We start from the raw sequence: 19803 nt of genomic DNA, 5'->3' as shown, positions 1-19803 counted from the left end.
AAGGCGCGCGCGTTCCTGCGCAAGGCCGGCCAGCAGATCCTCAAGGACTACGTCCTGTTCCCCGTGCTCGCCGGGCCGAGCGGACCCCAGGCGCTCACCGCCACCGTCACGGCCAACATCATCCGCAATGTGTGGACCAACGCCGTGATCTTCTGCGGCCACTTCCCGGACGGCGCGGAGAAGTTCACCATGACGGATGTTGAGACCGAATCGCAGGCGGAGTGGTACCTGCGGCAGATGCTCGGCAGTGCCAACCTCGACGGCGGACCGGCCATGAACCTGATGTCGGGCAACCTGTCGTTCCAGATCGAGCACCACATGTTCCCCGACCTGCCGTCCAACCGGTACTCGGAGATCTCACTCGAGGTCCGCGATCTGTGCGCCCGCTACGACCTGCCGTACGTCTCCGGTCCGTTGTGGAAGCAGTACCTCCAGTCGTGGCGGACCATCGCGCGGCTGTCGCTGCCGGACCGCTACCTGCGCCGCACCGCCGACGACGCCCCCGAGACCCGCAGCGAGAAGATGTTCGGCCACGGTCCGCGTATGTCCGGGCTGGCCACCGCGCTGGCGGGGGTCCGGAAGGCCCGGGGCCGGGCGCGCCGCAGCCGGAGGGAGCACTCCCCGAAGGCCCGCTGAGCGGCGGTGGCAGACTATGCCGCATGTCGCTGACGAGCATGTTGGAGTCCGCCGCGCGCGGTGGGACCGTCGAGGTCGAAGAGGGCTGGACGCAGGGAAGGGCCATCTATGGTGGGCTCACCGGGGCCCTGCTGCTGGCCGCCATGAAGGGGAAACTCCGCGATCTCGCGGGCAGCACCGGTAGCCCGGTGGGGGTCCCGCCGTTGCGGTCGCTCACCGTGTCGTTCGTCGGCCCCGCGGCCACCGGCCCCGTCGAGGTCGAGGCCGAGATCCTGCGTGTCGGTTCCAACGTCACCCAGTGCCAGGCGACGGTCCGGCAGTCCGACGCGATCGTCGCCACGGCGCTGGCAGCGTTCGGCAGGCATCGGGAGTCGTCGATCTCCGTGCCGCCCGCGCACCCGATGCCCGAGCTGGGCGACCCGTCGGCGATCGAGCCGTTCCCCTACATGAAGGATCTCACGCCGGAGTTCTACCGGTTCGTCGAGCTGCGGCAGGTGGGCGGGCAGTTGCCGTTCAGCGGTGCCGAGGCGGCGGACCTGTCCGGGTGGACCGCACTGCGTGAGGCGCCGGAGCGGCTCGAGGAGGAGCACCTGGTGCTGCTGACGGACGCATGGCCGCCGGCGCCGCTCCAGATGCTCGACGGGTTCGCGCCAGGCAGCAGCCTCACGTGGACCATCGAGCTCGTCGCCGAGGTGGGGCCGGACGTCGTCCCGGCCGATGCGAACCTGGCGTATGCCGCGACGACCGATGCCGCCCGGGACGGCTACGCGCACACCCACGCGATGGTGTGGCGGCCCGACGGCGAGCTGCTCGCGATCAGCCGCCAGACGATCACCATCTTCGGCTGAGCCGTCTGCCCGGCGCGAAAACACGAGTCGGCGCAGCGCATGAGCCTCACACGGCAACGCCACCTAAACGCCACCTAATCGAATGCGCGCCACCTAGCGGATCCCGTAGGCGGCGCGCATTCGGATAGGCGGCGCGTACGCCCGGCCGGGCAGACTCAGCCGGACCGCCGGTGAGCGGCCGCTGAGCCGCCGCCCGACCGGCCGGGCAGACTCAGCCGCTCAGCCGGCCATCCCGGCGCTTCAGCTGCTCAGCCGGCGGAGCGGGTGGCCCGTCGCCGCTGGTCGCCACGCGGGCTGCCGGCGGCCTGCCCGATCGACTGGCGGGCACCCGTGCTGCGCGCGCCGGAGCCCTGCGCACCTGACCGCTGCGCGCCGGAGCCATGGCCGCCGGAACGCTGAGCGCCCGAACCCTGTCGCGCAGAGCCCTGACGAGCGGAGCCCTGGGGCGCGGCCGACGGGGCGCCGCCGCTCTCGGGGCGACGACGACGAGCGCCGCCACCGCCGGAGCCCTGCTGGTCGCGGGCACCGCGCTCCGAGCCGTCGCGATCCCGACCCGCCCGGACCTGGCGGTCCTGGTCGGCGCTGCGCCGGCCGTCGCCGCGGGACTGCCCGCCGCGACCCCGGCCGTGCTCGCCCTCAGCCTGGCGGCCCCGACCCTGCTGGCCCTGGCCGTCAGCCTGCTGGCCCGCGCGCTGGCGGTTCTGGCTCTGGCGATCCCGCCCACGACCGCGACGGGACTGACCGCGGACCGACTGGCCCTCCGCGCCGTCGTCGGACGGCACGTGGGCCGGCGGCTCGGGGGCGTCGGCCAGCGCGGCGGCCGCGTCGGCGCCCACGGGCAGCTCGATCTCGCCGGCGGCCACCCCGGCCGCGCGCAGCAGCGAGCGGACTTCTCGGACCTGATCCGCGGTGGCCACGGTGACGACAGTGCCGATGGCACCAGCGCGGGCGGTGCGGCCCGACCGGTGGACGTAGGCCTTGTGCTCGGCCGGCGGATCGGCGTGGACGACGAGCCCGACGTCGTCGACGTGGATGCCGCGGGCGGCGATGTCGGTCGCCACGAGCACGGTCGCCTCGCCGGAGGAGAACGCGTCGAGGTTCCGCACGCGGGCGTTCTGCGACAGGTTGCCGTGCAGGTCCACGCTCGCCACGCCGCGGCCGGTGAGCTGCTTGGCCAGGCGCTTGGCGCCGTGCTTGGTGCGGGTGAACATGACGGTCCGCGGGTGCGCGCCGGCGAGGTCGGCGAGGGCGCGGACGCGGTCGTCGGCGTCGACGTGGAACACGTGGTGCGCGGTCGGTCCGGGCGTCGCCGAGCCGTCGTCCACCGAGTGGTCCACCGGGTCGGTGAGGAACTTGGTCACCAGCTTCTGCACGCCCGAGTCGAGGGTCGCGGAGAACAGCAGCCGCTGGGCGTCCGCCGGGGTCGCCGACAGGATGCGGGTGACGCCGGGCAGGAAGCCCAGGTCGGCCATGTGATCGGCTTCGTCGAGGACGCTGATCTCGATGCCGTCCAGGCGGCAGTGCTTCTGGCCCATGAGGTCCTCGAGGCGGCCGGGGCAGGCCACGACGATGTCGACGCCGCGGTTCAGCGCGTCCACCTGGCGGCCCTGGGACACGCCGCCGAAAATCACGGTGGTCTTCATGCCGAGGGCGTTGGCGAGCGGCGCGAGGGTCTCGTCGATCTGGCGGGCGAGCTCGCGGGTCGGGGCGAGGATCAGGCCGCGCGGCGCGTTGCGGGTGCGGCGACCGCCGGAGGCGGCCAGACGCGCGACGAGCGGGAGGCAGAACGCGTAGGTCTTGCCGGAGCCGGTGCGACCGCGGCCGAGCACGTCACGGCCGGACAGGGCGTCGGGCAGCGTCGCCGACTGGATAGGCGTCGGGGTGGTGATGCCCGCGCCGCTCAGGACGTCGAGCAGGGGGGAAGGAACGCCGAGATCGGCGAAAGAACGTGACAAGAGGAAGTGCTCCGAACATAGAGGATGGCGTCTTGCCCGGCGCGCTCACGGAGAATCGCATCGCCACTCAGGCGGTACGTCCGGTGCGCGACCACGGGATGGTCGACAGGCCGCGGCCCGAGGCAAGAGTGGTGCGGGCCGTCCGGAGACCACCCTACGCGCCGACGGACCGCGCACCCCATTCCCCGAGACAGGTGTGACGAGGACATCACGAGTGTCGGTGCGGGGTGGCACCATAGGTGATCGTGCGACTCGACCTGTCCCTACTGCGCCGCCCGGAGCTCGGGTCGGTGCTGCTCGGACGGGAGCGGGAATCCGCCCGGATCCGCGCCTGGCGCGTCCGGATCCTGTTGATCCTGTCGCTACTGGGCTCCAACCTCGTGGGCGTCGCCGTCGCCGTGACGTTGATCTTCTTCGTGCTGCCCGGCCCGGCGCTGCTCTCGCGGGAGTTCCTTGTCCCCACCGTGATCGTCGTGCCCGTCTACGTGTCGTTGGCGGTCATCACGGGCACGGTGTGGGTGACCCGCGCCGTCTACCGCCGGGTCCGCTGGTTCCTGGAGGGACACGAACCCACTGATCGGCAGCGCATCCGTACCCTTCGGCTGCCGGGGCGCATCACCCTCATCCAGGCGTTCCTGTGGCTGCTCGGCGCGGCCGTGGTGACCCCCGCGTACGGCGTGGTGGACCCGTCGTCGATCCCGGTCGTGGGATTCACGATCGTGTTCGCCGGCCTGGTCGTGTGCGGTGTCGCGTTCCTGCTGGCCGACTTCGGACTGCGTCCCGTCGCGGCGGTCGCGCTGTCCACCGGCAGGGCGCCGCGGGCCCGGTTCCTCGGCGCCATGACGCGGCTCCGGGTGGCATGGGCCCTGGGCAGCGGGGTCCCCGTGACAGGCCTGATCATCGTGGCGATCTACACCCTCGCGGGCCGCGCCCTGTCACTGGAACGCCTCGCCGTCGTCGTCATCGTCCTCGGTGCCACCTCACTGCTGGCCGGGTTCCTCCTCATCTCGCTGGCGACGGCCTCGATGATCGGCCCGCTGCGCAGCGTGCGGTGGGCGATGGAGGACATCACGGCCGGCACCCTGTCCCGGCGGGTGGTGGTCTACGACGGCACCGAGCTCGGCGAGCTGCAACGCGGCTTCAACCAGATGGCCTCCGGGCTCCAGGAGCGCGAGCGGCTGCGGGACCTGTTCGGGCGGCACGTGGGCCGCGACGTGGCCGAGGCCGCCGAACTCCACGAGCCCGAACTGGGCGGGCGGGACTCGCGCGTCGGCGTCGTGTTCGTGGACCTCATCGGCTCCACCGAGATGGCGGTGCGGTCCGAGGCCTCCGAGGTGGTGGACGTGCTCAACCAGTTCTTCTCCGTGGTGGTGGAGACCGTGGAGGAGTACGACGGCATCGTGGACAGCTTCCTGGGCGACGCCGCGCTCGTGGTGTTCGGGGCGCCGCGGTCGATGGCGGACCCGGCCACCGCGACCCTGGCGTGTGCGCGCGTCCTCGGGCGGCGGCTGCAGGAGCGGGTGCCCGACTGCCGCGCCGGCATCGGGGCGTCGTTCGGCGACGTGGTGGCCGGGTACGTCGGCTCGGACGACCGCTTCGAGTACACGGTGATCGGCGACGCGGTCAACGAGGCCGCGCGCCTGTGCGAGCTGGCCAAGGACCGGCCCGGGCTCGTCCTGGCCTCGGGCGCGGCGACCGACGCCGCCGCGGAGGTCGAGCGTGGCCGCTGGGACGAGGTGGGCTCGCAGGTCGTGCGGGGGCGGGACGAACCGACCCGGCTGTGCGCGCCGGCCGACGCGGCGGACACGCCGGAGGCGGCTGACACCGCGGACGGCGCGGACGGCGCGGACTCCCGCTAAGACGGACTCCCGCTGCTACTGCAGGACGACATCCTGCCCGCCGAGCGCGACCTCGAGGCCCTCCGGCACCACGCGGGCGCCCTCGATCACCACGCCGTCGGGCAGCGAGGCGACGGTCGAGTCGACGGTGCCCGTGATGCCCGAGAACAGGCCGTTCGGCAGGTCGAACCCGAGGAGCGAGGTCTGCTGTGGCGTGAGGGTCAGCTGACCGTCGGTCACGCCGGGGACGACGCCGACCTCCGCGATCCCGCCGATGTCCGCGCGCAGCAGCCCGGCGGCGGGGTCGGGCCGCACCGAGCGGACCTCGGTCAGACCCGCCACGGGTGAGCCCTCCGCCGGGTTGCCCTGCGAGGCGGCGGCCGCGAGCTGCTCGCCGCTGAGCACCGCGATGCCGTCGGCGGTGTCGGCGCGGATCCCGCCGTCGACCAGCCGGACGGAGTGGCCGGTCACGTCGATGCGCGGGACGGTCGCGTTGCCCGGAGAAGTCAGCCGGACCGTCCCCACGGCCTGGGTCGTGGCCAGATCCCACAACACGGGAGTGCTGCCGAACCCCACCGACACCGGCGCATCGAGCCGGGCGGACGCCTCGCTCTCGGCCCGGTCGGACAGATACCAGCGGGCCCCGAACTCCGCGGCCACCACCAGCCCCACCAGAAGCAGGAGCAGTACGAGCAGCGAGCACCCGCACCCGCGTCCGCGTCGCCCGCCGCCGCGACGTCCGTTGGCGGCCATCCGATCTCGTCGTCCCATGGGGGTATGGTGCCGGACCCGCGCTACGCGGTCCACCGTCTCGGGGACCGGTTGCGAGGGTAGGTGTCCGCCCTCACGATCGGGGGCATGACCGAGACACAGGATGCACGAACCGACACCCGAACCGTCGCTTTCCTCGTGGCCTCCGAGGGCATCGAGCGCGTCGAACTCACCGAGCCGTGGGGCGCCGTCTCCGGGGCGGGTCACACGCCGATCCTCGTCAGCACGGACAGCGGCGAGGTCGGGCTGGTCGACCACCTCGACCCGGCCGGCGCGCACGCCGTCGACCGGATCAGCGCCGACACCTCGGCCGCCGACATCGACGTGCTCGTCCTACCCGGCGGCGTCGCCAACCCGGACGCGCTGCGGCAGGACTCCCACGCCGTCAACCTGGTGCGCGAGATGGTCGACGCGGGTAAGCCCGTGTTCGCCATCTGCCACGCCCCCTGGATGCTCGTCGAGGCCGACGTGGTCCGCGGCCGCCGGATCACGTCCTACCCGAGCCTGCGGACGGATCTGGTCAACGCGGGCGCGGAGTGGGTCGACGCGGAACTCGTCAGTGACGGCGGGATCACGACCAGCCGCCGGCCCGACGACCTGCCCGCCTTCTGCGACGCGCTCCTCGAGGCACTTCGCGGAGACGCCTGAGGACGTTTCGACGATGATCGGCGTCTACGTCCACAACCGTGGGCGCGGGCATCTGCACCGGGTGCTGCCGGTCGTCGCGGCTCTGAGGGAGCGGGGCGAGGAGGTCACGCTGCTCGTGACCGGGCCGTTCGACCACGCCCTCCGCCCGCCCGGGGTCGAGGTGGTGCACCTGCCCGTCGACGGGGTCGCGGCCCAGGGTCTCGCGGTCGCCGCTCGCCGGAGCGCGGTGGCGTGGATCGACCGCGCCCGGCCGCGGGCGTTCTGGGTCGACTCGTCACCGGGGATGTCGCTGGCCGCGCGGATGGCCGGCGTCCCGATGGTGAGCACCCTGCCGCCCGGACTGCGGGACGACGAACCGCACCGGCTCCGCTGCCGTGCCGCCGAGAAACTCATCGCGGCGTGGCCACCCGGCGCGCACCGCGAGGCCGTCGCGCAGGCGGGACGTGCGGTGTACGAGATCGGCGGGATCTCCCGCTTCGAGCGTCGCGAGCCCGAGCCGCGCGATCGGCGCCGTCGCCCCCGCGTGGTCCACCTCAACGGATCCACCGAAGTCTGGGACCACCGGTTCTGGCGCGCGGTCCGCACGACCGCCGGCGAGCTGGGCGTGGCGGAATGGACGGAGCTGGGTGGGCCGGACGGGGCGTGGCACGACGACCCGTGGTCCGAGCTGTGCTCTGCGGATGTGGTGGTCACCGGGGCGGGCCAGACGTCCGTCGCCGACGCCGCCTGCGCGGACGTCCCGCTCGTGGTGGTCCCGGGAAAGCATGATCACGGCGAGTACGACGCCACCGCCGAGGCGCTGGCCGGGCTCCCCGGCACGTCGGTGATGAGGTACGGAGACGGGCCCACGGCGGTCGCGCACGCGGTGCGCGAGCAGGTGGACCGCGCTCTGGACGGCGAAGCCGGGGGTATCCGGAAGTGGTGGGGGGTGGACGGCGCGGCGTCGCGCGCCGCGGAGGTCATCCGGTCGACGACGACGAGGACCGCGTCTCGACGGTGACCGCTGCCGCCCGCACGGCCGGAATGTGAGGCGTGGACAACTTCTCACCTGTAGTGGATTCTGCTGCAAAAGCGCTGCGCAACCCGTTGACACGAACATATACCTCTCGGTATGTGAGTTCACTCCGCGCACGGCGAGGCGGATCACTGACAGGATGGGTGCAGAGCGCTGCCGACCGAGCTTTCAGGGCCTGACACGGGCACGTCGGAACGGCGGGAACGGAGGCCACATGCCCAGATACAAGAACCTCGAACCCATGGCGGCTTTCTGGTCGTGGCGCGACGGTGCGGCGTGCATCGGCCACGAGGACCTGTTCTACAGCCTCGAGGAGGAGTCGAAGGGCGCGCGGCGGAAGAAGGAGGACCAGGCAAAAGCGGTGTGTGCCACCTGCCCGGTCTTCGACACCTGCCGGACGTTCGCCCTTGAGACCAAGGAGTTGTACGGCGTATGGGGCGGCCTCACCGAGGCCGAAAGGCATCGGATCGCCGGCCGCCACCGCACCGGCTGACCCCGTGATCCGCGCGAGCGATCGTGCGGATCCTAATTTGGATCCCCAGGGGTCGCCTCGTGTCCGGGGCGGCCCTTCGTCCTGTTGGCCTCTTTCATCTCCGCCTCGTGGACGTGTCGGCGGCCGCCGGTGAGCTCCTCGCGCACCGCGCGGTCGACCTCGCGCGCGGTGGACCAGAAGCCGTCGTCGAACTCCTCCACCATCTGGAACGTCCACCGGCCGTGGAGGACGTTGACCCCCACGACCTCGGATCGGATCCGTTCGGCGAGTTCCGTGCGACCGATCTCGTCGAGCTTGTCGGCGGCCTCCTGGAGGAGGATGTCCGCTCGCCCGATGAGCTGGTGCAGGTCGTACAGCCGACCGCGGGCCCGCTCGATGTACTCCAGTGCCTCGCTCACGCTGCCGGCCGCCTCGACCTCGGCGTCGGTCGCGCCCTCGGGTCGACGGTGCGTCTCGTCGACGCTCGGGGTGCGGTTGTCGTCTCCGGATGCCACGTCGTCTCCCGCCACGTCAGACCGTCCGGGTGATGCGCTGCAGCTGCCGCGGGTTCGTGTGGTGTTTGAGTGCGGTGACCAGGCCCGCACGCCGACCGTCGCGGGTCTCGTACGTCCTCGGCTCGCCGGCGAACATCTTCTCCGACCGCGTCTCCGGCGCGTCGTCGGCCGTGGCCTTGAGGAACCGGTTCGGCAGCGACAGCTTGGCGATGGTGCGCCACGACTGCCAGTACTGCTTGTACAGCGGGCCGGTGGTGTACGGCAGATCCCAGCGGCGGCAGACGTCCTGCACCTTCTCGGCGACCTCGGCGTACCGGTTGGACGGGATCGTGGGGAACAGGTGGTGCTCGATCTGGAACGACAGGTTGCCGGACATGAAGTGCATGAGCTTGCTGCCGGTGAAGTTGGCCGAGCCCAGCATCTGGCGCAGGTACCACTGCGCCTGGGTCTCGTTCTCCAGGTCCTCCAGGGTGAACTTGTCGGCCCCGTCCGGGAAGTGACCGCAGAAGATCACGGCGTTCGACCACAGGTTGCGGATGACGTTGGCGGTCATGTTCGCGGTCATGGTGGTCTTCCAGTTGGGGCCCGACAGCAGCGGGAACCACACGTAGTCCTTGCCCACCTGGCGGCGGGCCTTCCGCAGGAACTGCCCGATCCGCTTCTTCTGCTCGTCCCACCCCGAGGAGTTGATGGTCCCCGGTGCAATCTCGAGGTGCTGGACGCCCACGCCCCACTGGAACGCGAACGCGAGCATCGTGTTCCAGACCAGGTTGAGCGAGTTGGGCGGGTGCCACGGCTGGTCGCGCGTCACCCGCACCACGCCGTACCCGACGTCGTCGTCCATGCCGACGATGTTGGTGTACTTGTGGTGGTGGTAGTTGTGCGTGGCCTTCCAGTGCTCGGACGTGCCGACGATGTCCCACTCCCAGGAGCTGGAGTGGATGACCGGGTCGTTCATCCAGTCCCACTGCCCGTGCATCACGTTGTGCCCGAGCTCCATGTTCTCGATGATCTTCCCGGCGGCGAGCAACCCGGTGCCGAGCGCCCACGCGGGCCGGTACCCGGAGAAGAGCAGGACGACTCGGCCGCCGGCCACGAGGCCGCGCTGCAGTCTGATCGTGTTCTGCACGTATCGGCGGTCGCGGTCGCCGAGGGAGTCCACGACGTCCTGGCGGATCGCCTCGAGTTCCTCGCCGATGGCTTCTACGTCGTCGGCGGTGAGATGGGCGTATTCCCTGACAGCTGATATCGCCATGTAACGACGGTACGCACCGCTGCACGCGATGTCGACCGGTTCGCGGTGCGCGTAGCGGACACGTCCGCGGTCTTGGGGCGGTGAGGCCTTTCGGAGCCCTATAGTTCCTCACATGGCTCTCGTCGAGATCTCAGGCGTCAATAAGCACTTCGGTGACTTCCACGCGCTCAAGGACATCAACCTGTCCATCGAGCAGGGGGAGGTCGTCGTGGTGATCGGGCCGTCCGGCTCCGGTAAGTCGACGCTGTGCCGCACCATCAACCGGCTCGAGACCTTCGAGTCCGGCTCCATCACGATCGACGGCAAGCCGCTGCCCGAGGAGGGTAAGGCGCTCGCCAAGCTGCGCGCCGACGTGGGGATGGTCTTCCAGTCCTTCAATCTTTTCGCCCACAAGACGATCTTGGAGAACGTCACCCTGGGGCCGATCAAGGTCCGTAAGCAGAGCAAGGCGGAGGCGGAGAAACGGGCCATGGAGCTGCTCACCCGCGTCGGGGTCGAGCACCAGGCGGCCAAGTACCCGGCGCAGCTGTCGGGTGGCCAGCAGCAGCGCGTGGCGATCGCCCGGTCGCTGGCCATGGACCCCAAGGTCATGCTCTTCGACGAGCCGACCTCCGCCCTCGACCCCGAGATGATCAACGAGGTCCTCGACGTGATGACCGGCCTGGCCAAGACCGGCATGACGATGGTCGTGGTGACCCACGAGATGGGCTTCGCGCGCAAGGCCGCCGACCGCGTGATCTTCATGGCGGACGGCGAGCTGGTCGAGCAGGCCACACCCGAGGAGTTCTTCACCAATCCGCAGAGCGCCCGGGCCAAGGACTTCCTGTCCAAGATCCTCTCCAACTAGAAGGGCCCGTCCGCGGACCCGTTCAGGACCCATCCACCCCACCCCACAAGGAGTACTCATGAACATCCGACGGATCGGAGCGGCCGCGGCGGCCGTCTCCCTGGCGCTCGGGCTGAGCGCGTGCGGCAGCGATGACGGCGGCGACGGCGGGAACCAGCTCAAGGTCGGCATCAAGTTCGACCAGCCGGGCCTCGGCCTCAAGGAGGGCAACGAGTACACCGGCTTCGACGTCGACGTCGCCCGCTACATCGCCGAGAAGCTCGGCACCGCCGAGGACGACATCGAGTGGATCCAGGCGCCGAGCGCCCAGCGCGAGACGCTGCTGGAGACCGGCCAGGTCGACATGATCGTGGCCACGTACTCCATCACCGACTCCCGCAAGGAGAAGGTCGGATTCGCCGGACCGTACTTCATCGCCGGCCAGGACCTGCTGGTCCGCGCCGACGACGACTCGATCACCGGGCCGGACTCCCTCGACGGCAAGCGCCTGTGCTCGGTCACCGGCTCGACCTCGGCGCAGACCGTCAAGGAGCAAGTGCCGGGCGTCAACCTTCAGGAGTTCGGCACCTACTCCGAGTGCGTCTCCGCGCTGGTGTCCAACGCGGTCGACGCCCTGACCACGGACGACACGATCCTCGCGGGCTACGCTTCCCAGGACCAGTACCAGGGCCAGCTCAAGGTGGTCGGCGCGCCGTTCACCGAGGAGCGCTACGGCGTGGGCATCGCCAAGGGCGACACGGAGAAGTGCGAGCAGATCAACGAGGCCATCCGCGAGATGATCTCGGACGGTAGCTGGGACACCGCGGTCGAGGAGAACCTCGGCGCCGCCGGCTTCACCCCGGGCGAGGGCAACCCGCCCGAGCCGGACGCCTGCGCTTGATCTGAATCGATCCCTGCCGGCCGGGTCGACACCCGACCCGGCCGGCCCCGCCACCTCCGCGCCGCCGCCCACCGGGGCGCGGAGGTCCGGCACCCCATCACGGAAGGTGGACCATGGGCGACATCTTCGCCGACTATGACGTCCTCGGAGCGGTCTGGGTGACCATCCAGCTTTCGATCCTGGGCAGCATCGGCGCCCTGATCCTGGGAACGCTCGTGGCCGTCCTGCGCGTGTCCCCGGTGGCGGTGCTGCGCGGCCTGGGGACCTCGTACGTCAACACGTTCCGGAACCTGCCGCTGACGCTGCTGATGGTCTTCAGCATCCTGGGCCTGTCCTTCATCCTGCAACTGTCGGTCTCCGACGACTTCGCGCGCAACGCGTTCTGGTGGGCGGCGATCATGCTGGCCGTCTACCACGCGGCCTACATCTGTGAGGCCCTGCGCTCGGGCGTCAACACGGTGCCGGTGGGGCAGGCGGAGGCGGCCCGCTCGATCGGCCTGGGGTTCGGACAGTCCCTGCGCGAGGTGATCCTCCCGCAGGCGTTCCGCGGCGCGATCGCCCCGCTCGGCTCGGTCATCATCGCGCTCATCAAGAACTCCACCGTCGCGGCCGTGATCGGCGTCGGTGACTCGGCGGGGCTGCTGCAGGTGATCACGGAGAACGAGGGCGCGAGCCTGCCGACGTTCTTCTTCTTCGCGATGGTCTTCGTGATCCTCACCCTCCCGATCGGGCTGTGGACCACCTCCCTCTCCCGGAAGCTGGCGGTGAAGCGATGAGCACCCAGGCCGTCCTGTTCGACGCGCCCGGTCCCAAGGCCAGGCTGCGTCACGGTGTCCTCACGGTGGTGGGCGCGATCCTCGCGCTGGGCATCGCGTACATCGTCTTCCTGCAATTCCAGAAGGCCGGTCAGCTCAAGGCCTTCATGTGGGAGCCCTTCGTCACCGACCCCGAGGTGTGGACGTCGTACCTCATCCCCGGGCTCAAGGGCACGTTCACCGCGGCCGGGATCTCGATCGTGCTCGCGGTGGTGTTCGGGCTGCTGTTCGGCATGGGCCGACTCTCGCCGTTCGCCCCTCTGCGGTGGTTCTGCAGTGTGATCGTCGAGTTCTTCCGCGCCGTGCCGGTGCTTCTGATGATGGTGTTCGCCTACTTCGGGTACTTCGCCACGTCCGACCTCGTGCCCAACCAGCACGCGCCGCTCGCCGCCGTCGTCACCGCTCTCACGCTCTACAACGGGGCTGTCATCGCCGAGCTCGTCCGTTCGGGCGTCCACGGTCTGCCCAAGGGGCAGTCCGAGGCGGGACTGTCGGTGGGCCTCACCTCCGGGCAGGTGCTGCGGTCGATCCAGCTCCCCCAGGCCCTCACAGCGATGCTCCCGGCCCTTGTCGGCCAACTCGTCGTCGTCCTCAAGGACTCCGCGCTGGGTTACGGCATCACCTACCTCGAGCTGCTCAACTGGTCCAAGACGCTCGGCTCGGCGTACGCCAACACGGTCCCCGCGTACATCGTGGCGGGCATCCTGTTCATCGTCATCAACTACTCGCTGACCAAGCTCGCCGTGTACCTCGAGGGTCGGATGAAGAAGCGCCGCGCCAGGGCCTGACCGCCGCGACACTTCCCGTTCCGCCTACGGGCCCGGGACTGCGAAGAGGGGCCCCGCCGGATCCGATCCGGCGGGGCCCCTCTCGTCGTGTGCTGACCGGGTCAGATCACTTCGGTGGCATCCGGATGCCACCGTCGACGCGGATGGTCTCCGCGTTCATGTACGGGTTGGTGAGCAGCTCCATGACCATGGACGCCAGCTCGTCCCCGGAGCCGAGACGCTTGGGGTGAAGGACGCTCTCGCCGAGCTTGGCCTTGAACGCCTCCGACTCCGGACCCTCGCCGTAGATCGGGGTGTCGATGAGGCCCGGCGCCACGGTGTTGAGGCGGATGCCGGCGGCCGACAGGTCGCGGGCGACCGGGAGGGTCATGCCGACGATGCCGCCCTTGGACGCGGAGTACGCGGCCTGGCCTATCTGGCCGTCGAACGCCGCGACGGACGCCATGTTGACGATCGCGCCCCGCTGCCCGTCCTCGTCGGCCTCCTGGGTGCTCATCTTGGTGGCGGCCAGGCGCAGCATGTCGAACGAGCCGATGAGGTTGATGTCGATGACCTTGCGAAACGCGTTGAGATCGAAGGCCGACGAGTACTCGCCGTCGCGACCGATCGTGCGCTGTGCCCACCCGATGCCGGCGGAGTTGACGAGGTAGCGCAGCGGGCCCAGCTCGAGCGCGGCGGCGACGGCCTTCTCGTTGTCCTCGGTCTTGGTCACGTCCACGGCGACGAACGTGCCGCCGACCTCGTTCGCCAGGGCCTCACCCTTCTCCGCGTTGAGGTCGGCGACGACCACCTTGGCGCCCTTGGTGGCGAGTTGACGGACGACGGCGGCGCCGATTCCCGACGCACCGCCCGTGACGATGGCACTTGCTCCAGAGATCTCCATACGAGCACCGTAACAAGCACGGGCGATGGATACGGGTGTCTTCCTCCGGGTTACTCGCCGGTGCCGGGGACCACGACGTCCCAGCGGATGCCGAACCGGTCGTGGACCTGCCCGTACCGGTCACCCCACGGCGCGATCTCGAAGGGCATCGCCATCTGACCCCCGCTGCCGGTGACCTTGTCGAGGAAGGCACGGGCCTCGTCCTCGGTGTCGAAGCCGAGGAGGAAGGAGTAGACGTCATTTCTCAGCTGCGGCAGGGACTCGCCCATGGCGTCGCCGCCGGTGAGGGTGATCCCCGGCGCCTCGAGGGTGGCGTGGGCGACCGAGCCGTGCGGCGGGTCGAACGGGAAGTCGTCCGTGGACGGGAACTGGTCGTAGGTCATCAGGCTGAGCTCCCCGCCGAAGAGCTCGTGGTAGTACGGGAACGCCTCGGAGGCGTTGCCGGGGAAGGAGATGTACGGGGCGCAGGACATGGACATCTACCGCGGTCTCTCGTCGTGGGCGCCCGCCTGCCGGTGCCGCCCGGTAGCGATAACGCTAGACCTCCGGCGTGGTCGACGGCACGTTAAATCGAGTCGCCGTTGGTCCGGCGGCCGGACAGCGCGAGGAGCCGGGTGCGCGCATCGGCCCCGATCGGGACCGGAAACGCGTCGGCGAGCACGTCGAAGGACCGCATCAGCTCGACCACGTCCCGTGCGTGGGCGAGGGTCCACGCGGCGAGCTCCCCGGTGTCCTCCGACCCCCAGGAGGCGGGGTCGAGGTCGTGGGCGTGGACGAGCAGTTCGAACACGCGAAGCGCGAGGAGATCGCGGACGGGGATCTCGGCCAACCGGTGCGGGACGGGGGCGTCAGCGTCGCGAGACCGGGCGAGTTCCTTACGCAGGCCGGCCGAGGTCCGGTACAGCGCGGGGACCGGCTTGTCGCCGGCGTGGTCGGCGGTCCGGGTCCAGCCGATCTCCGACTCCGGTAGCCGCGGGAAGTAGGCGGCGTACCGCAGCCCGCCGCCCAGGACGTGGTTGGCGAGGTCGCGCCGGGACCAGCCGGGGCAGGACTCGCAGTCGCCGTCGAGCGGCGAGGCGAGTGCGCGGGCGAACACCTTCGTCGACCGGTCGAGGACGTCGAGGTCCTCGCGGGGCAGTGGCGACGGGGTCACGGGCGGCACCTCATCTCGGGGAATGTCAGAGCTCCACACTAGGTTGGTCCTGACGGCGAGAACAGAGTGCCTGCGATGAGCGCGCCCGCTTCTCGCCCCCGTGCGACGTGACAGAGAAAGGACCGACACCCGACATGAGCCCGCAGACCTCCGGTGCCGCCGAGACCCGGGAGTTCCAGGCCGAGACCCGGCAGCTGCTGGATCTGATGATCCACTCGATCTACTCGAATCCGGACACCTTCCTTCGCGAGGTCATCTCCAACTCCTCGGACGCGCTGGACAAGCTACGCCTGGCCGCGCTGCAGGACTCCTCGCTCGGGGTCGACACCTCGGACCTGCACATCGAGTTGGTCCCGGACGCGGCGGCCCGCACGCTGACCATCCGGGACAACGGCATCGGCATGTCCCGCGACGAGGTGGTGGACCTGATCGGCACGCTCGCCAAGTCGGGCACCGGGCAGATGCGGGAGGCGCTCGCCGCCGCCCGCGCCGCGCAGGAGTCGGGCGAGGTATCGGAGCAGGCCACCGCGGACCTCATCGGCCAGTTCGGCATCGGCTTCTACTCCACGTTCATGGTGGCCGACACGGTCACGCTCATCACCCGTAAGGCCGGGGAGAGCGTTGGTACGCGCTGGACGTCGAGCGGTGAGGACACCTACACGATCGAGGAGGCCCCGGACGCCCCGCAGGGCACGTCGGTCATCCTGCAGCTCAAGCCCGCCGGCGGGGACGCGGCCCTGCCGGACTACACCGAGGAACACACGCTGCGCCGCGTGGTGCGCACCTACTCGGACTTCATCGCCTGGCCCATCCGGATGGACGTCGAGCGCCCGGCGCCGGAGCCGGAGGAGGGCGCGGCCGACGGGGAGTCCGGCGACGCCCCGGCCGGCGGCACGATCACCGAGACCGTCACCCTGAACTCGCAGAAGGCGCTGTGGACCCGGCCGAAGTCGGAGGTCACCGACGAGGAGTACGCCGAGTTCTACCGCCACATCTCGCACGCGTGGGACGAGCCGCTGGAGACCATCACCCTCAAGGCCGAGGGCACGTTCGAGTACCAGGCGCTGCTGTTCCTGCCCACGCAGGTGCCGTTCGACCTGTTCTCCCCGGACACCAAGCGGGGCGTGCAGCTCTACGTCCGCCGGGTCTTCATCATGGACGACTGCGAGGAGCTGGTCCCGCCGTTCCTCCGCTTCGTCAAGGGCATCGTCGACGCCCAGGACCTGTCGCTCAACGTCTCGCGCGAGATCCTGCAGCAGGACCGTCAGATCCGGGCGATCCGCAAGCGTCTGGTCAAGCGGGTGCTGCAGACCATCGAGCAGCTCCGCAACGACCGGCCGGAGGAGTTCCGCAGCTTCTGGGCCAACTTCGGCGCGGTCCTCAAGGAGGGCCTGATCTCCGATGTCGACGCCCGCGAGCAGCTGCTCGCCGTGAGCACCTTCGCGTCCACCCGGCCCGCCACCGCGTCGGAGAAGGCGCCGGAGGGCGAGGGCGAGAAGACCGGGGACGACGACGAGGTTGGCACCACCATCGCCGAGTACATCTCCCGTATGGCGGACGGGCAGGAGGAGATCTACTACCTCACCGGCACGTCCCGCGCGGCGGTGGAGAACTCCCCGCACCTGGAGGCGTTCCGTGCCCGTGGCGTCGAGGTCCTCATCCTCACCGACCCGGTGGACGAGGTGTGGGTGGACGCGGTCGGCGAGGTCGACGGCAAGCGGCTGCGGTCTGTGGCCAAGGGCGACGTGGACCTGTCCGGCATCGGCGCGGAGGCCGAGCAGGGCAAGGACGAGCCCGACGCCGCCGAGTACGCCGACCTGCTCACCTGGCTGGGCGAGGAGCTGTCCGACGAGGTCAAGCAGGTGCGCCTGTCGCATCGCCTCACCGAGTCGGCGGCGTGCATGGTCGGTGACGAGTTCGACATGACCCCGCAGCTGGAGGCCATGTACCGCGCCTCGGGTATGGAACTGCCCGTCAGCAAGCGGATCCTCGAGCTCAACCCCACGCACCCGCTGGTCGAGCGCCTGCGCGCCCGGCACGCCGAGGATCCCTCGGCGCCCGAGCTCAAGGACACCGCGCGGCTCATCGCCGGTGCCGCCGTCCTCGCCGAGGGCGGCACGCTGTCCGACCCGGCCGCGTTCGCCAAGCTGCTGGTCGACCGCATCTGACGGGCCGGTCCCGACCATCGACTACGCCGCCCCGCGGGACCCCGACCGGGTCACCGCGGGGCGGCGGCGTATCTCAGGGCTGGTGCGCGGCCGCGGCGGACGCGGGTGACCCGGCCCGGCCGCCGGCGAGGTGGCCGCAGGCCAGGCCGATCGCCGCGCCCGCGGCCGTCTCGATCGGCGTGTGGTGACTGATCCGCACGCGCGCCCACGCCACCGGCGGCACCAGCACCAGCAGTCGCCAGTAGCGGGGCGAGAGCTCGCGGGCGAGCACCGCGATCACCCCGCTCAGCACCGCCGTGTGGAACGACACCTTCACCTTGAGGGTCGCGGACCCGGCGACGCCCAACGCCACGAGCGCGGCCCGCGTCATGCGGCGCAGCTCGTCCGGCGCTCCGCGGCGCTGCTGGGCCGCCAACAGGGTCGCGACCGATACCGCGATCCCGGCGATCACCAGCGGCCGGTCCTCCCGACGGGTGACGTGGTGATCCGACAGCGCCTTGCGCCGGACCCGCCACGTGATCGCCGCCTGCGGCACCACACCCAACCCGGCCGCCGCCGCCACGCCCCACCGGGTCGACCCCACCTGCCGGCCCAGGTGGACAGAGCCGATCGTGAGTACGACCCACGGTGCGAAGACCTCTGTCAGCAGAGCTGCCGGGGCCAGGCCCGGACCGAAAGCCACCGCCGCCCCCGCCGCATCCGGTGCGCCCTCCGCGATCCGCGTGTCGCCCGCATCAGCCACCATCCACCCCCCCGAATCCGCTACTCCGTCTCGGCATCCGCTACTGCTACAGGGGTAGCGAACCCGGAGGGAGAGTAGCGGATTCCGGCTGGCGGTGACTGGAGCTGGCTGGAGGTGGCCGGATCGGGCGGGCGCGGCGGGGAGAGTTCAGTCGCCGAGGATGTCGGCGCGGCATTCCTCGGCCAGGCGCAGGGTCGCCGCGTCGAACAGCACCAGGGTCGCGGTCCCGACCCCGGTGTCGGTGGCGGCCAGCGTGGCCAGCGCGGTGCGGATCGCGTCCTCGCGCGGCCAGCCGTAGGCCCCCGCGGAGATCAGTGGGAACGCCACCGTTCGTGCGCCGAGCTCGTCGGCCACCGCCAGCGAGTTCCGGTAGCAGTCGGCGAGCAGCCGGGCACCGTCCGGATCGCGGCCGTGGATCGGGCCGACCGTGTGGATCACCCAGCGCGCGGGCAGATCACCGGCGCCGGTCGCGACGGCCCGGCCGGTCGGCAATCCGTCGGGCAACCGGCCGGACCTCAGCTCGCGACACTCCGCCAGGATGGTCGGCCCGCCCGCGCGGTGGATGGCCCCGTCCACCCCGCCGCCCCCGAGAAGTGAACTGTTGGCCGCGTTGACCACCGCGTCCACGTCCATGCGTGTGATGTCGCCGTGGCTCAGCTCTATCCGAGCGCGCCTCGTCGTCGTCATACCGTCTCCCTCCGGCGGATCATCGGCGTCGGCGCGTGATCGAGGCGGTCCATCAGCCACATGATGGTCGCCACCTCACCCACCCACGCCAGACTCACACACCAGCCCGCCAGGATGTCGCTGGGGAAGTGCACCCCCAGATACATCCGGGTGCCGCCGATGGTCGGCACGTACACCGCCGACCCGGCGATCACCGCGACCCGCCACCGCGTCGGCCACGCCAGGACGCACGTGCACGCCGCCAGCGCGGCGCTGGCCATGGCGTGACCGCTGGGGAACGAGAAGCTCTTCTCCTGCACGATGTGCGTGAAGAACGTCGGCCGGTCGCGGCGGTACAGCGCCTTGAGCACCGAGTTGATGATCGTCGACCCCACCAGCGACACCGTGAGCAACGCGGCCGGGCGGCGGCTGCCCCGCACCGACACCAGGTAGGCCGACGTCGCCAATGCGAACAACGGCACCGCCGTGACACCGCCGAGCTCGGTCACCGCCCGGGCGATCCGCGTGTTGCGGGGCGAGTGCCTGCGCTGCAGCCACATCATCACCGGCTGGTCGAAGGGCAGCTTGGCACCGCTGCGGATGCGCTCGGCGAGCTCGACGAAGCCGATCACCGGCGTCGCGAACCCCACGAACGCCACCCCGAAGATCGCCCACGTCCCGCGGGGCAGCGGCACCTCCTGCCGGTCGACGATGCTGCCGAGCAGTCCGTCCGACGGATGCAGGCGGCGAAACACGTCCCGCGCCGAGGACAGGGCCCGGGCGCCACGGGTGGTCGTCGTGCGCGACATACCCCCCAGACTAGGCAATCCCGCGGTGTCCCCGCCCGCGGATCGCGACGAGGCCCGGTGCCCCACGATTAAGGTGGGCCGGAGTCGACCCGAGAGGCG

21 protein-coding genes are annotated in these 19803 nt (G+C 70.7%); 11 read left to right on the top strand and 10 right to left on the bottom strand.

Annotated features, from left to right (window positions below):
- Both DCI01S_RS11110 and DCI01S_RS11105 read left to right on the top strand, forming a co-directional pair.
- Nucleotides 1-636, top strand: a 636-nt coding sequence (locus tag DCI01S_RS11110) for a fatty acid desaturase family protein (RefSeq protein WP_174521552.1), incomplete at its 5' end; no start/stop codon positions are given.
- Between the two features lie 23 nt (nt 637-659).
- Entirely contained in the window at nt 660-1484 is an 825-nt protein-coding gene (locus DCI01S_RS11105; RefSeq protein ID WP_061229284.1) for a thioesterase family protein, read from the top strand.
- Nucleotides 1485-1732: 248 nt separating this feature from the next.
- Here DCI01S_RS11105 and DCI01S_RS11100 read toward each other — a convergent pair whose 3' ends face one another.
- Complete coding sequence (locus tag DCI01S_RS11100) at nt 1733-3439, bottom strand: DEAD/DEAH box helicase (RefSeq protein WP_061229283.1); 1707 nt, start codon at nt 3437-3439, stop codon at nt 1733-1735.
- 239 nt (nt 3440-3678) lie between these two features.
- On the opposite strand from DCI01S_RS11100, the gene DCI01S_RS11095 reads away from it, so the two are divergent.
- Nucleotides 3679-5298: an adenylate/guanylate cyclase domain-containing protein gene (locus DCI01S_RS11095; protein ID WP_438356737.1), complete on the top strand. Its 1620-nt coding sequence runs from the start codon at nt 3679-3681 to the stop codon at nt 5296-5298.
- 15 nt (nt 5299-5313) lie between these two features.
- Here the strand turns inward: DCI01S_RS11095 and DCI01S_RS11090 are convergent, their stop codons facing one another.
- On the bottom strand, nt 5314-6048 hold the full coding sequence (locus tag DCI01S_RS11090) for an LmeA family phospholipid-binding protein (RefSeq protein ID WP_223210220.1): 735 nt from the start codon (nt 6046-6048) through the stop codon (nt 5314-5316).
- Between the two features lie 87 nt (nt 6049-6135).
- On the opposite strand from DCI01S_RS11090, the gene DCI01S_RS11085 reads away from it, so the two are divergent.
- The 3 genes from DCI01S_RS11085 (at nt 6136) to DCI01S_RS11075 (ending at nt 8204) form a co-directional block, all read left to right on the top strand.
- Nucleotides 6136-6696, top strand: coding sequence for a type 1 glutamine amidotransferase domain-containing protein (locus DCI01S_RS11085; RefSeq protein ID WP_061229286.1), 561 nt, complete (start codon nt 6136-6138; stop codon nt 6694-6696).
- Between the two features lie 13 nt (nt 6697-6709).
- The gene (locus DCI01S_RS11080) at nt 6710-7696 is read left to right on the top strand and encodes a glycosyltransferase (protein WP_061229282.1); all 987 of its coding nucleotides are present in this window, start codon (nt 6710-6712) and stop codon (nt 7694-7696) included.
- Between the two features lie 229 nt (nt 7697-7925).
- Nucleotides 7926-8204: a WhiB family transcriptional regulator gene (locus DCI01S_RS11075; protein ID WP_061229281.1), complete on the top strand. Its 279-nt coding sequence runs from the start codon at nt 7926-7928 to the stop codon at nt 8202-8204.
- Nucleotides 8205-8236: 32 nt separating this feature from the next.
- Here DCI01S_RS11075 and DCI01S_RS11070 read toward each other — a convergent pair whose 3' ends face one another.
- Nucleotides 8237-8698 (bottom strand): hypothetical protein, encoded by a 462-nt coding sequence (locus DCI01S_RS11070; RefSeq protein ID WP_061229285.1) that lies wholly within the window; start codon nt 8696-8698, stop codon nt 8237-8239.
- Nucleotides 8699-8714: 16 nt separating this feature from the next.
- Nucleotides 8715-9953: a fatty acid desaturase family protein gene (locus DCI01S_RS11065; protein ID WP_061229280.1), complete on the bottom strand. Its 1239-nt coding sequence runs from the start codon at nt 9951-9953 to the stop codon at nt 8715-8717.
- Nucleotides 9954-10065: 112 nt separating this feature from the next.
- On the opposite strand from DCI01S_RS11065, the gene DCI01S_RS11060 reads away from it, so the two are divergent.
- From DCI01S_RS11060 to DCI01S_RS11045, 4 genes are all read left to right on the top strand, one after another.
- On the top strand, nt 10066-10800 hold the full coding sequence (locus DCI01S_RS11060) for an amino acid ABC transporter ATP-binding protein (RefSeq protein WP_061229279.1): 735 nt from the start codon (nt 10066-10068) through the stop codon (nt 10798-10800).
- 58 nt (nt 10801-10858) lie between these two features.
- Nucleotides 10859-11680, top strand: coding sequence for a glutamate ABC transporter substrate-binding protein (locus DCI01S_RS11055; protein WP_061229278.1), 822 nt, complete (start codon nt 10859-10861; stop codon nt 11678-11680).
- 113 nt (nt 11681-11793) lie between these two features.
- Nucleotides 11794-12456 carry an amino acid ABC transporter permease gene (locus DCI01S_RS11050; protein ID WP_007631535.1) on the top strand — a complete coding sequence of 221 codons (663 nt, stop codon included), beginning with the start codon at nt 11794-11796 and terminating at the stop codon, nt 12454-12456.
- On the top strand, nt 12453-13283 hold the full coding sequence (locus DCI01S_RS11045) for an amino acid ABC transporter permease (RefSeq protein WP_061229277.1): 831 nt from the start codon (nt 12453-12455) through the stop codon (nt 13281-13283). The genes DCI01S_RS11050 and DCI01S_RS11045 overlap by 4 nt, the downstream gene beginning before the upstream one ends.
- Before the next feature lie 106 nt (nt 13284-13389).
- Here DCI01S_RS11045 and DCI01S_RS11040 read toward each other — a convergent pair whose 3' ends face one another.
- The 3 genes from DCI01S_RS11040 to DCI01S_RS11030 all read right to left on the bottom strand — a co-directional run bounded on the left by DCI01S_RS11040 (nt 13390) and on the right by DCI01S_RS11030 (nt 15319).
- The gene (locus DCI01S_RS11040; RefSeq protein ID WP_007631533.1) at nt 13390-14166 is read right to left on the bottom strand and encodes an SDR family NAD(P)-dependent oxidoreductase; all 777 of its coding nucleotides are present in this window, start codon (nt 14164-14166) and stop codon (nt 13390-13392) included.
- 50 nt (nt 14167-14216) lie between these two features.
- A complete protein-coding gene (locus tag DCI01S_RS11035; RefSeq protein ID WP_061229276.1) occupies nt 14217-14645 on the bottom strand; it encodes a VOC family protein in 429 nt (142 codons plus the stop codon).
- Between the two features lie 86 nt (nt 14646-14731).
- Entirely contained in the window at nt 14732-15319 is a 588-nt protein-coding gene (locus DCI01S_RS11030; protein WP_061229275.1) for a maleylpyruvate isomerase N-terminal domain-containing protein, read from the bottom strand.
- Between the two features lie 134 nt (nt 15320-15453).
- On the opposite strand from DCI01S_RS11030, the gene htpG reads away from it, so the two are divergent.
- Complete coding sequence (gene htpG, locus DCI01S_RS11025) at nt 15454-17487, top strand: molecular chaperone HtpG (protein WP_061229274.1); 2034 nt, start codon at nt 15454-15456, stop codon at nt 17485-17487.
- A gap of 73 nt (nt 17488-17560) precedes the next feature.
- On the opposite strand, the gene DCI01S_RS11020 is transcribed toward htpG, so the two are convergent.
- The 3 genes from DCI01S_RS11020 to DCI01S_RS11010 form a co-directional block, all read right to left on the bottom strand.
- Entirely contained in the window at nt 17561-18232 is a 672-nt protein-coding gene (locus DCI01S_RS11020; RefSeq protein ID WP_061229273.1) for a hypothetical protein, read from the bottom strand.
- Between the two features lie 144 nt (nt 18233-18376).
- On the bottom strand, nt 18377-18916 hold the full coding sequence (locus DCI01S_RS11015) for an O-acetyl-ADP-ribose deacetylase (RefSeq protein ID WP_061229272.1): 540 nt from the start codon (nt 18914-18916) through the stop codon (nt 18377-18379).
- Complete coding sequence (locus DCI01S_RS11010; RefSeq protein WP_061229271.1) at nt 18913-19704, bottom strand: phosphatase PAP2 family protein; 792 nt, start codon at nt 19702-19704, stop codon at nt 18913-18915. Before DCI01S_RS11010 ends, DCI01S_RS11015 begins: the two co-directional genes overlap by 4 nt.
- Between the last annotated feature and the right edge of the window lie 99 nt (nt 19705-19803).

The organism is Dietzia cinnamea NBRC 102147, from assembly GCF_001571065.1.
GTDB lineage: Bacteria > Actinomycetota > Actinomycetes > Mycobacteriales > Mycobacteriaceae > Dietzia > Dietzia cinnamea.
Note: the sequence above shows the minus strand (reverse complement) of the source record. Positions and strands in the feature narration are given on the sequence as shown.

Bases quoted from the DNA above. Each gene is read 5' to 3' on its own strand.
- DCI01S_RS11090 (WP_223210220.1), bottom strand. From the start codon at position 6,048: ATGGGACGACGAGATCGGATGGCCGCCAACGGACGTCGCGGCGGCGGG.
- DCI01S_RS11105 (WP_061229284.1), top strand. From the start codon at position 660: ATGTCGCTGACGAGCATGTTGGAGTCCGCCGCGCGCGGTGGGACCGTC.
- DCI01S_RS11065 (WP_061229280.1), bottom strand. From the start codon at position 9,953: ATGGCGATATCAGCTGTCAGGGAATACGCCCATCTCACCGCCGACGAC.
- htpG (WP_061229274.1), top strand. From the start codon at position 15,454: ATGAGCCCGCAGACCTCCGGTGCCGCCGAGACCCGGGAGTTCCAGGCC.
- DCI01S_RS11060 (WP_061229279.1), top strand. From the start codon at position 10,066: ATGGCTCTCGTCGAGATCTCAGGCGTCAATAAGCACTTCGGTGACTTC.
- DCI01S_RS11085 (WP_061229286.1), top strand. From the start codon at position 6,136: ATGACCGAGACACAGGATGCACGAACCGACACCCGAACCGTCGCTTTC.
- DCI01S_RS11010 (WP_061229271.1), bottom strand. From the start codon at position 19,704: ATGTCGCGCACGACGACCACCCGTGGCGCCCGGGCCCTGTCCTCGGCG.
- DCI01S_RS11035 (WP_061229276.1), bottom strand. From the start codon at position 14,645: ATGTCCATGTCCTGCGCCCCGTACATCTCCTTCCCCGGCAACGCCTCC.
- DCI01S_RS11040 (WP_007631533.1), bottom strand. From the start codon at position 14,166: ATGGAGATCTCTGGAGCAAGTGCCATCGTCACGGGCGGTGCGTCGGGA.
- DCI01S_RS11075 (WP_061229281.1), top strand. From the start codon at position 7,926: ATGCCCAGATACAAGAACCTCGAACCCATGGCGGCTTTCTGGTCGTGG.
- DCI01S_RS11080 (WP_061229282.1), top strand. From the start codon at position 6,710: ATGATCGGCGTCTACGTCCACAACCGTGGGCGCGGGCATCTGCACCGG.
- DCI01S_RS11020 (WP_061229273.1), bottom strand. From the start codon at position 18,232: ATGGTGGCTGATGCGGGCGACACGCGGATCGCGGAGGGCGCACCGGAT.
- DCI01S_RS11045 (WP_061229277.1), top strand. From the start codon at position 12,453: ATGAGCACCCAGGCCGTCCTGTTCGACGCGCCCGGTCCCAAGGCCAGG.
- DCI01S_RS11050 (WP_007631535.1), top strand. From the start codon at position 11,794: ATGGGCGACATCTTCGCCGACTATGACGTCCTCGGAGCGGTCTGGGTG.
- DCI01S_RS11015 (WP_061229272.1), bottom strand. From the start codon at position 18,916: ATGACGACGACGAGGCGCGCTCGGATAGAGCTGAGCCACGGCGACATC.
- DCI01S_RS11055 (WP_061229278.1), top strand. From the start codon at position 10,859: ATGAACATCCGACGGATCGGAGCGGCCGCGGCGGCCGTCTCCCTGGCG.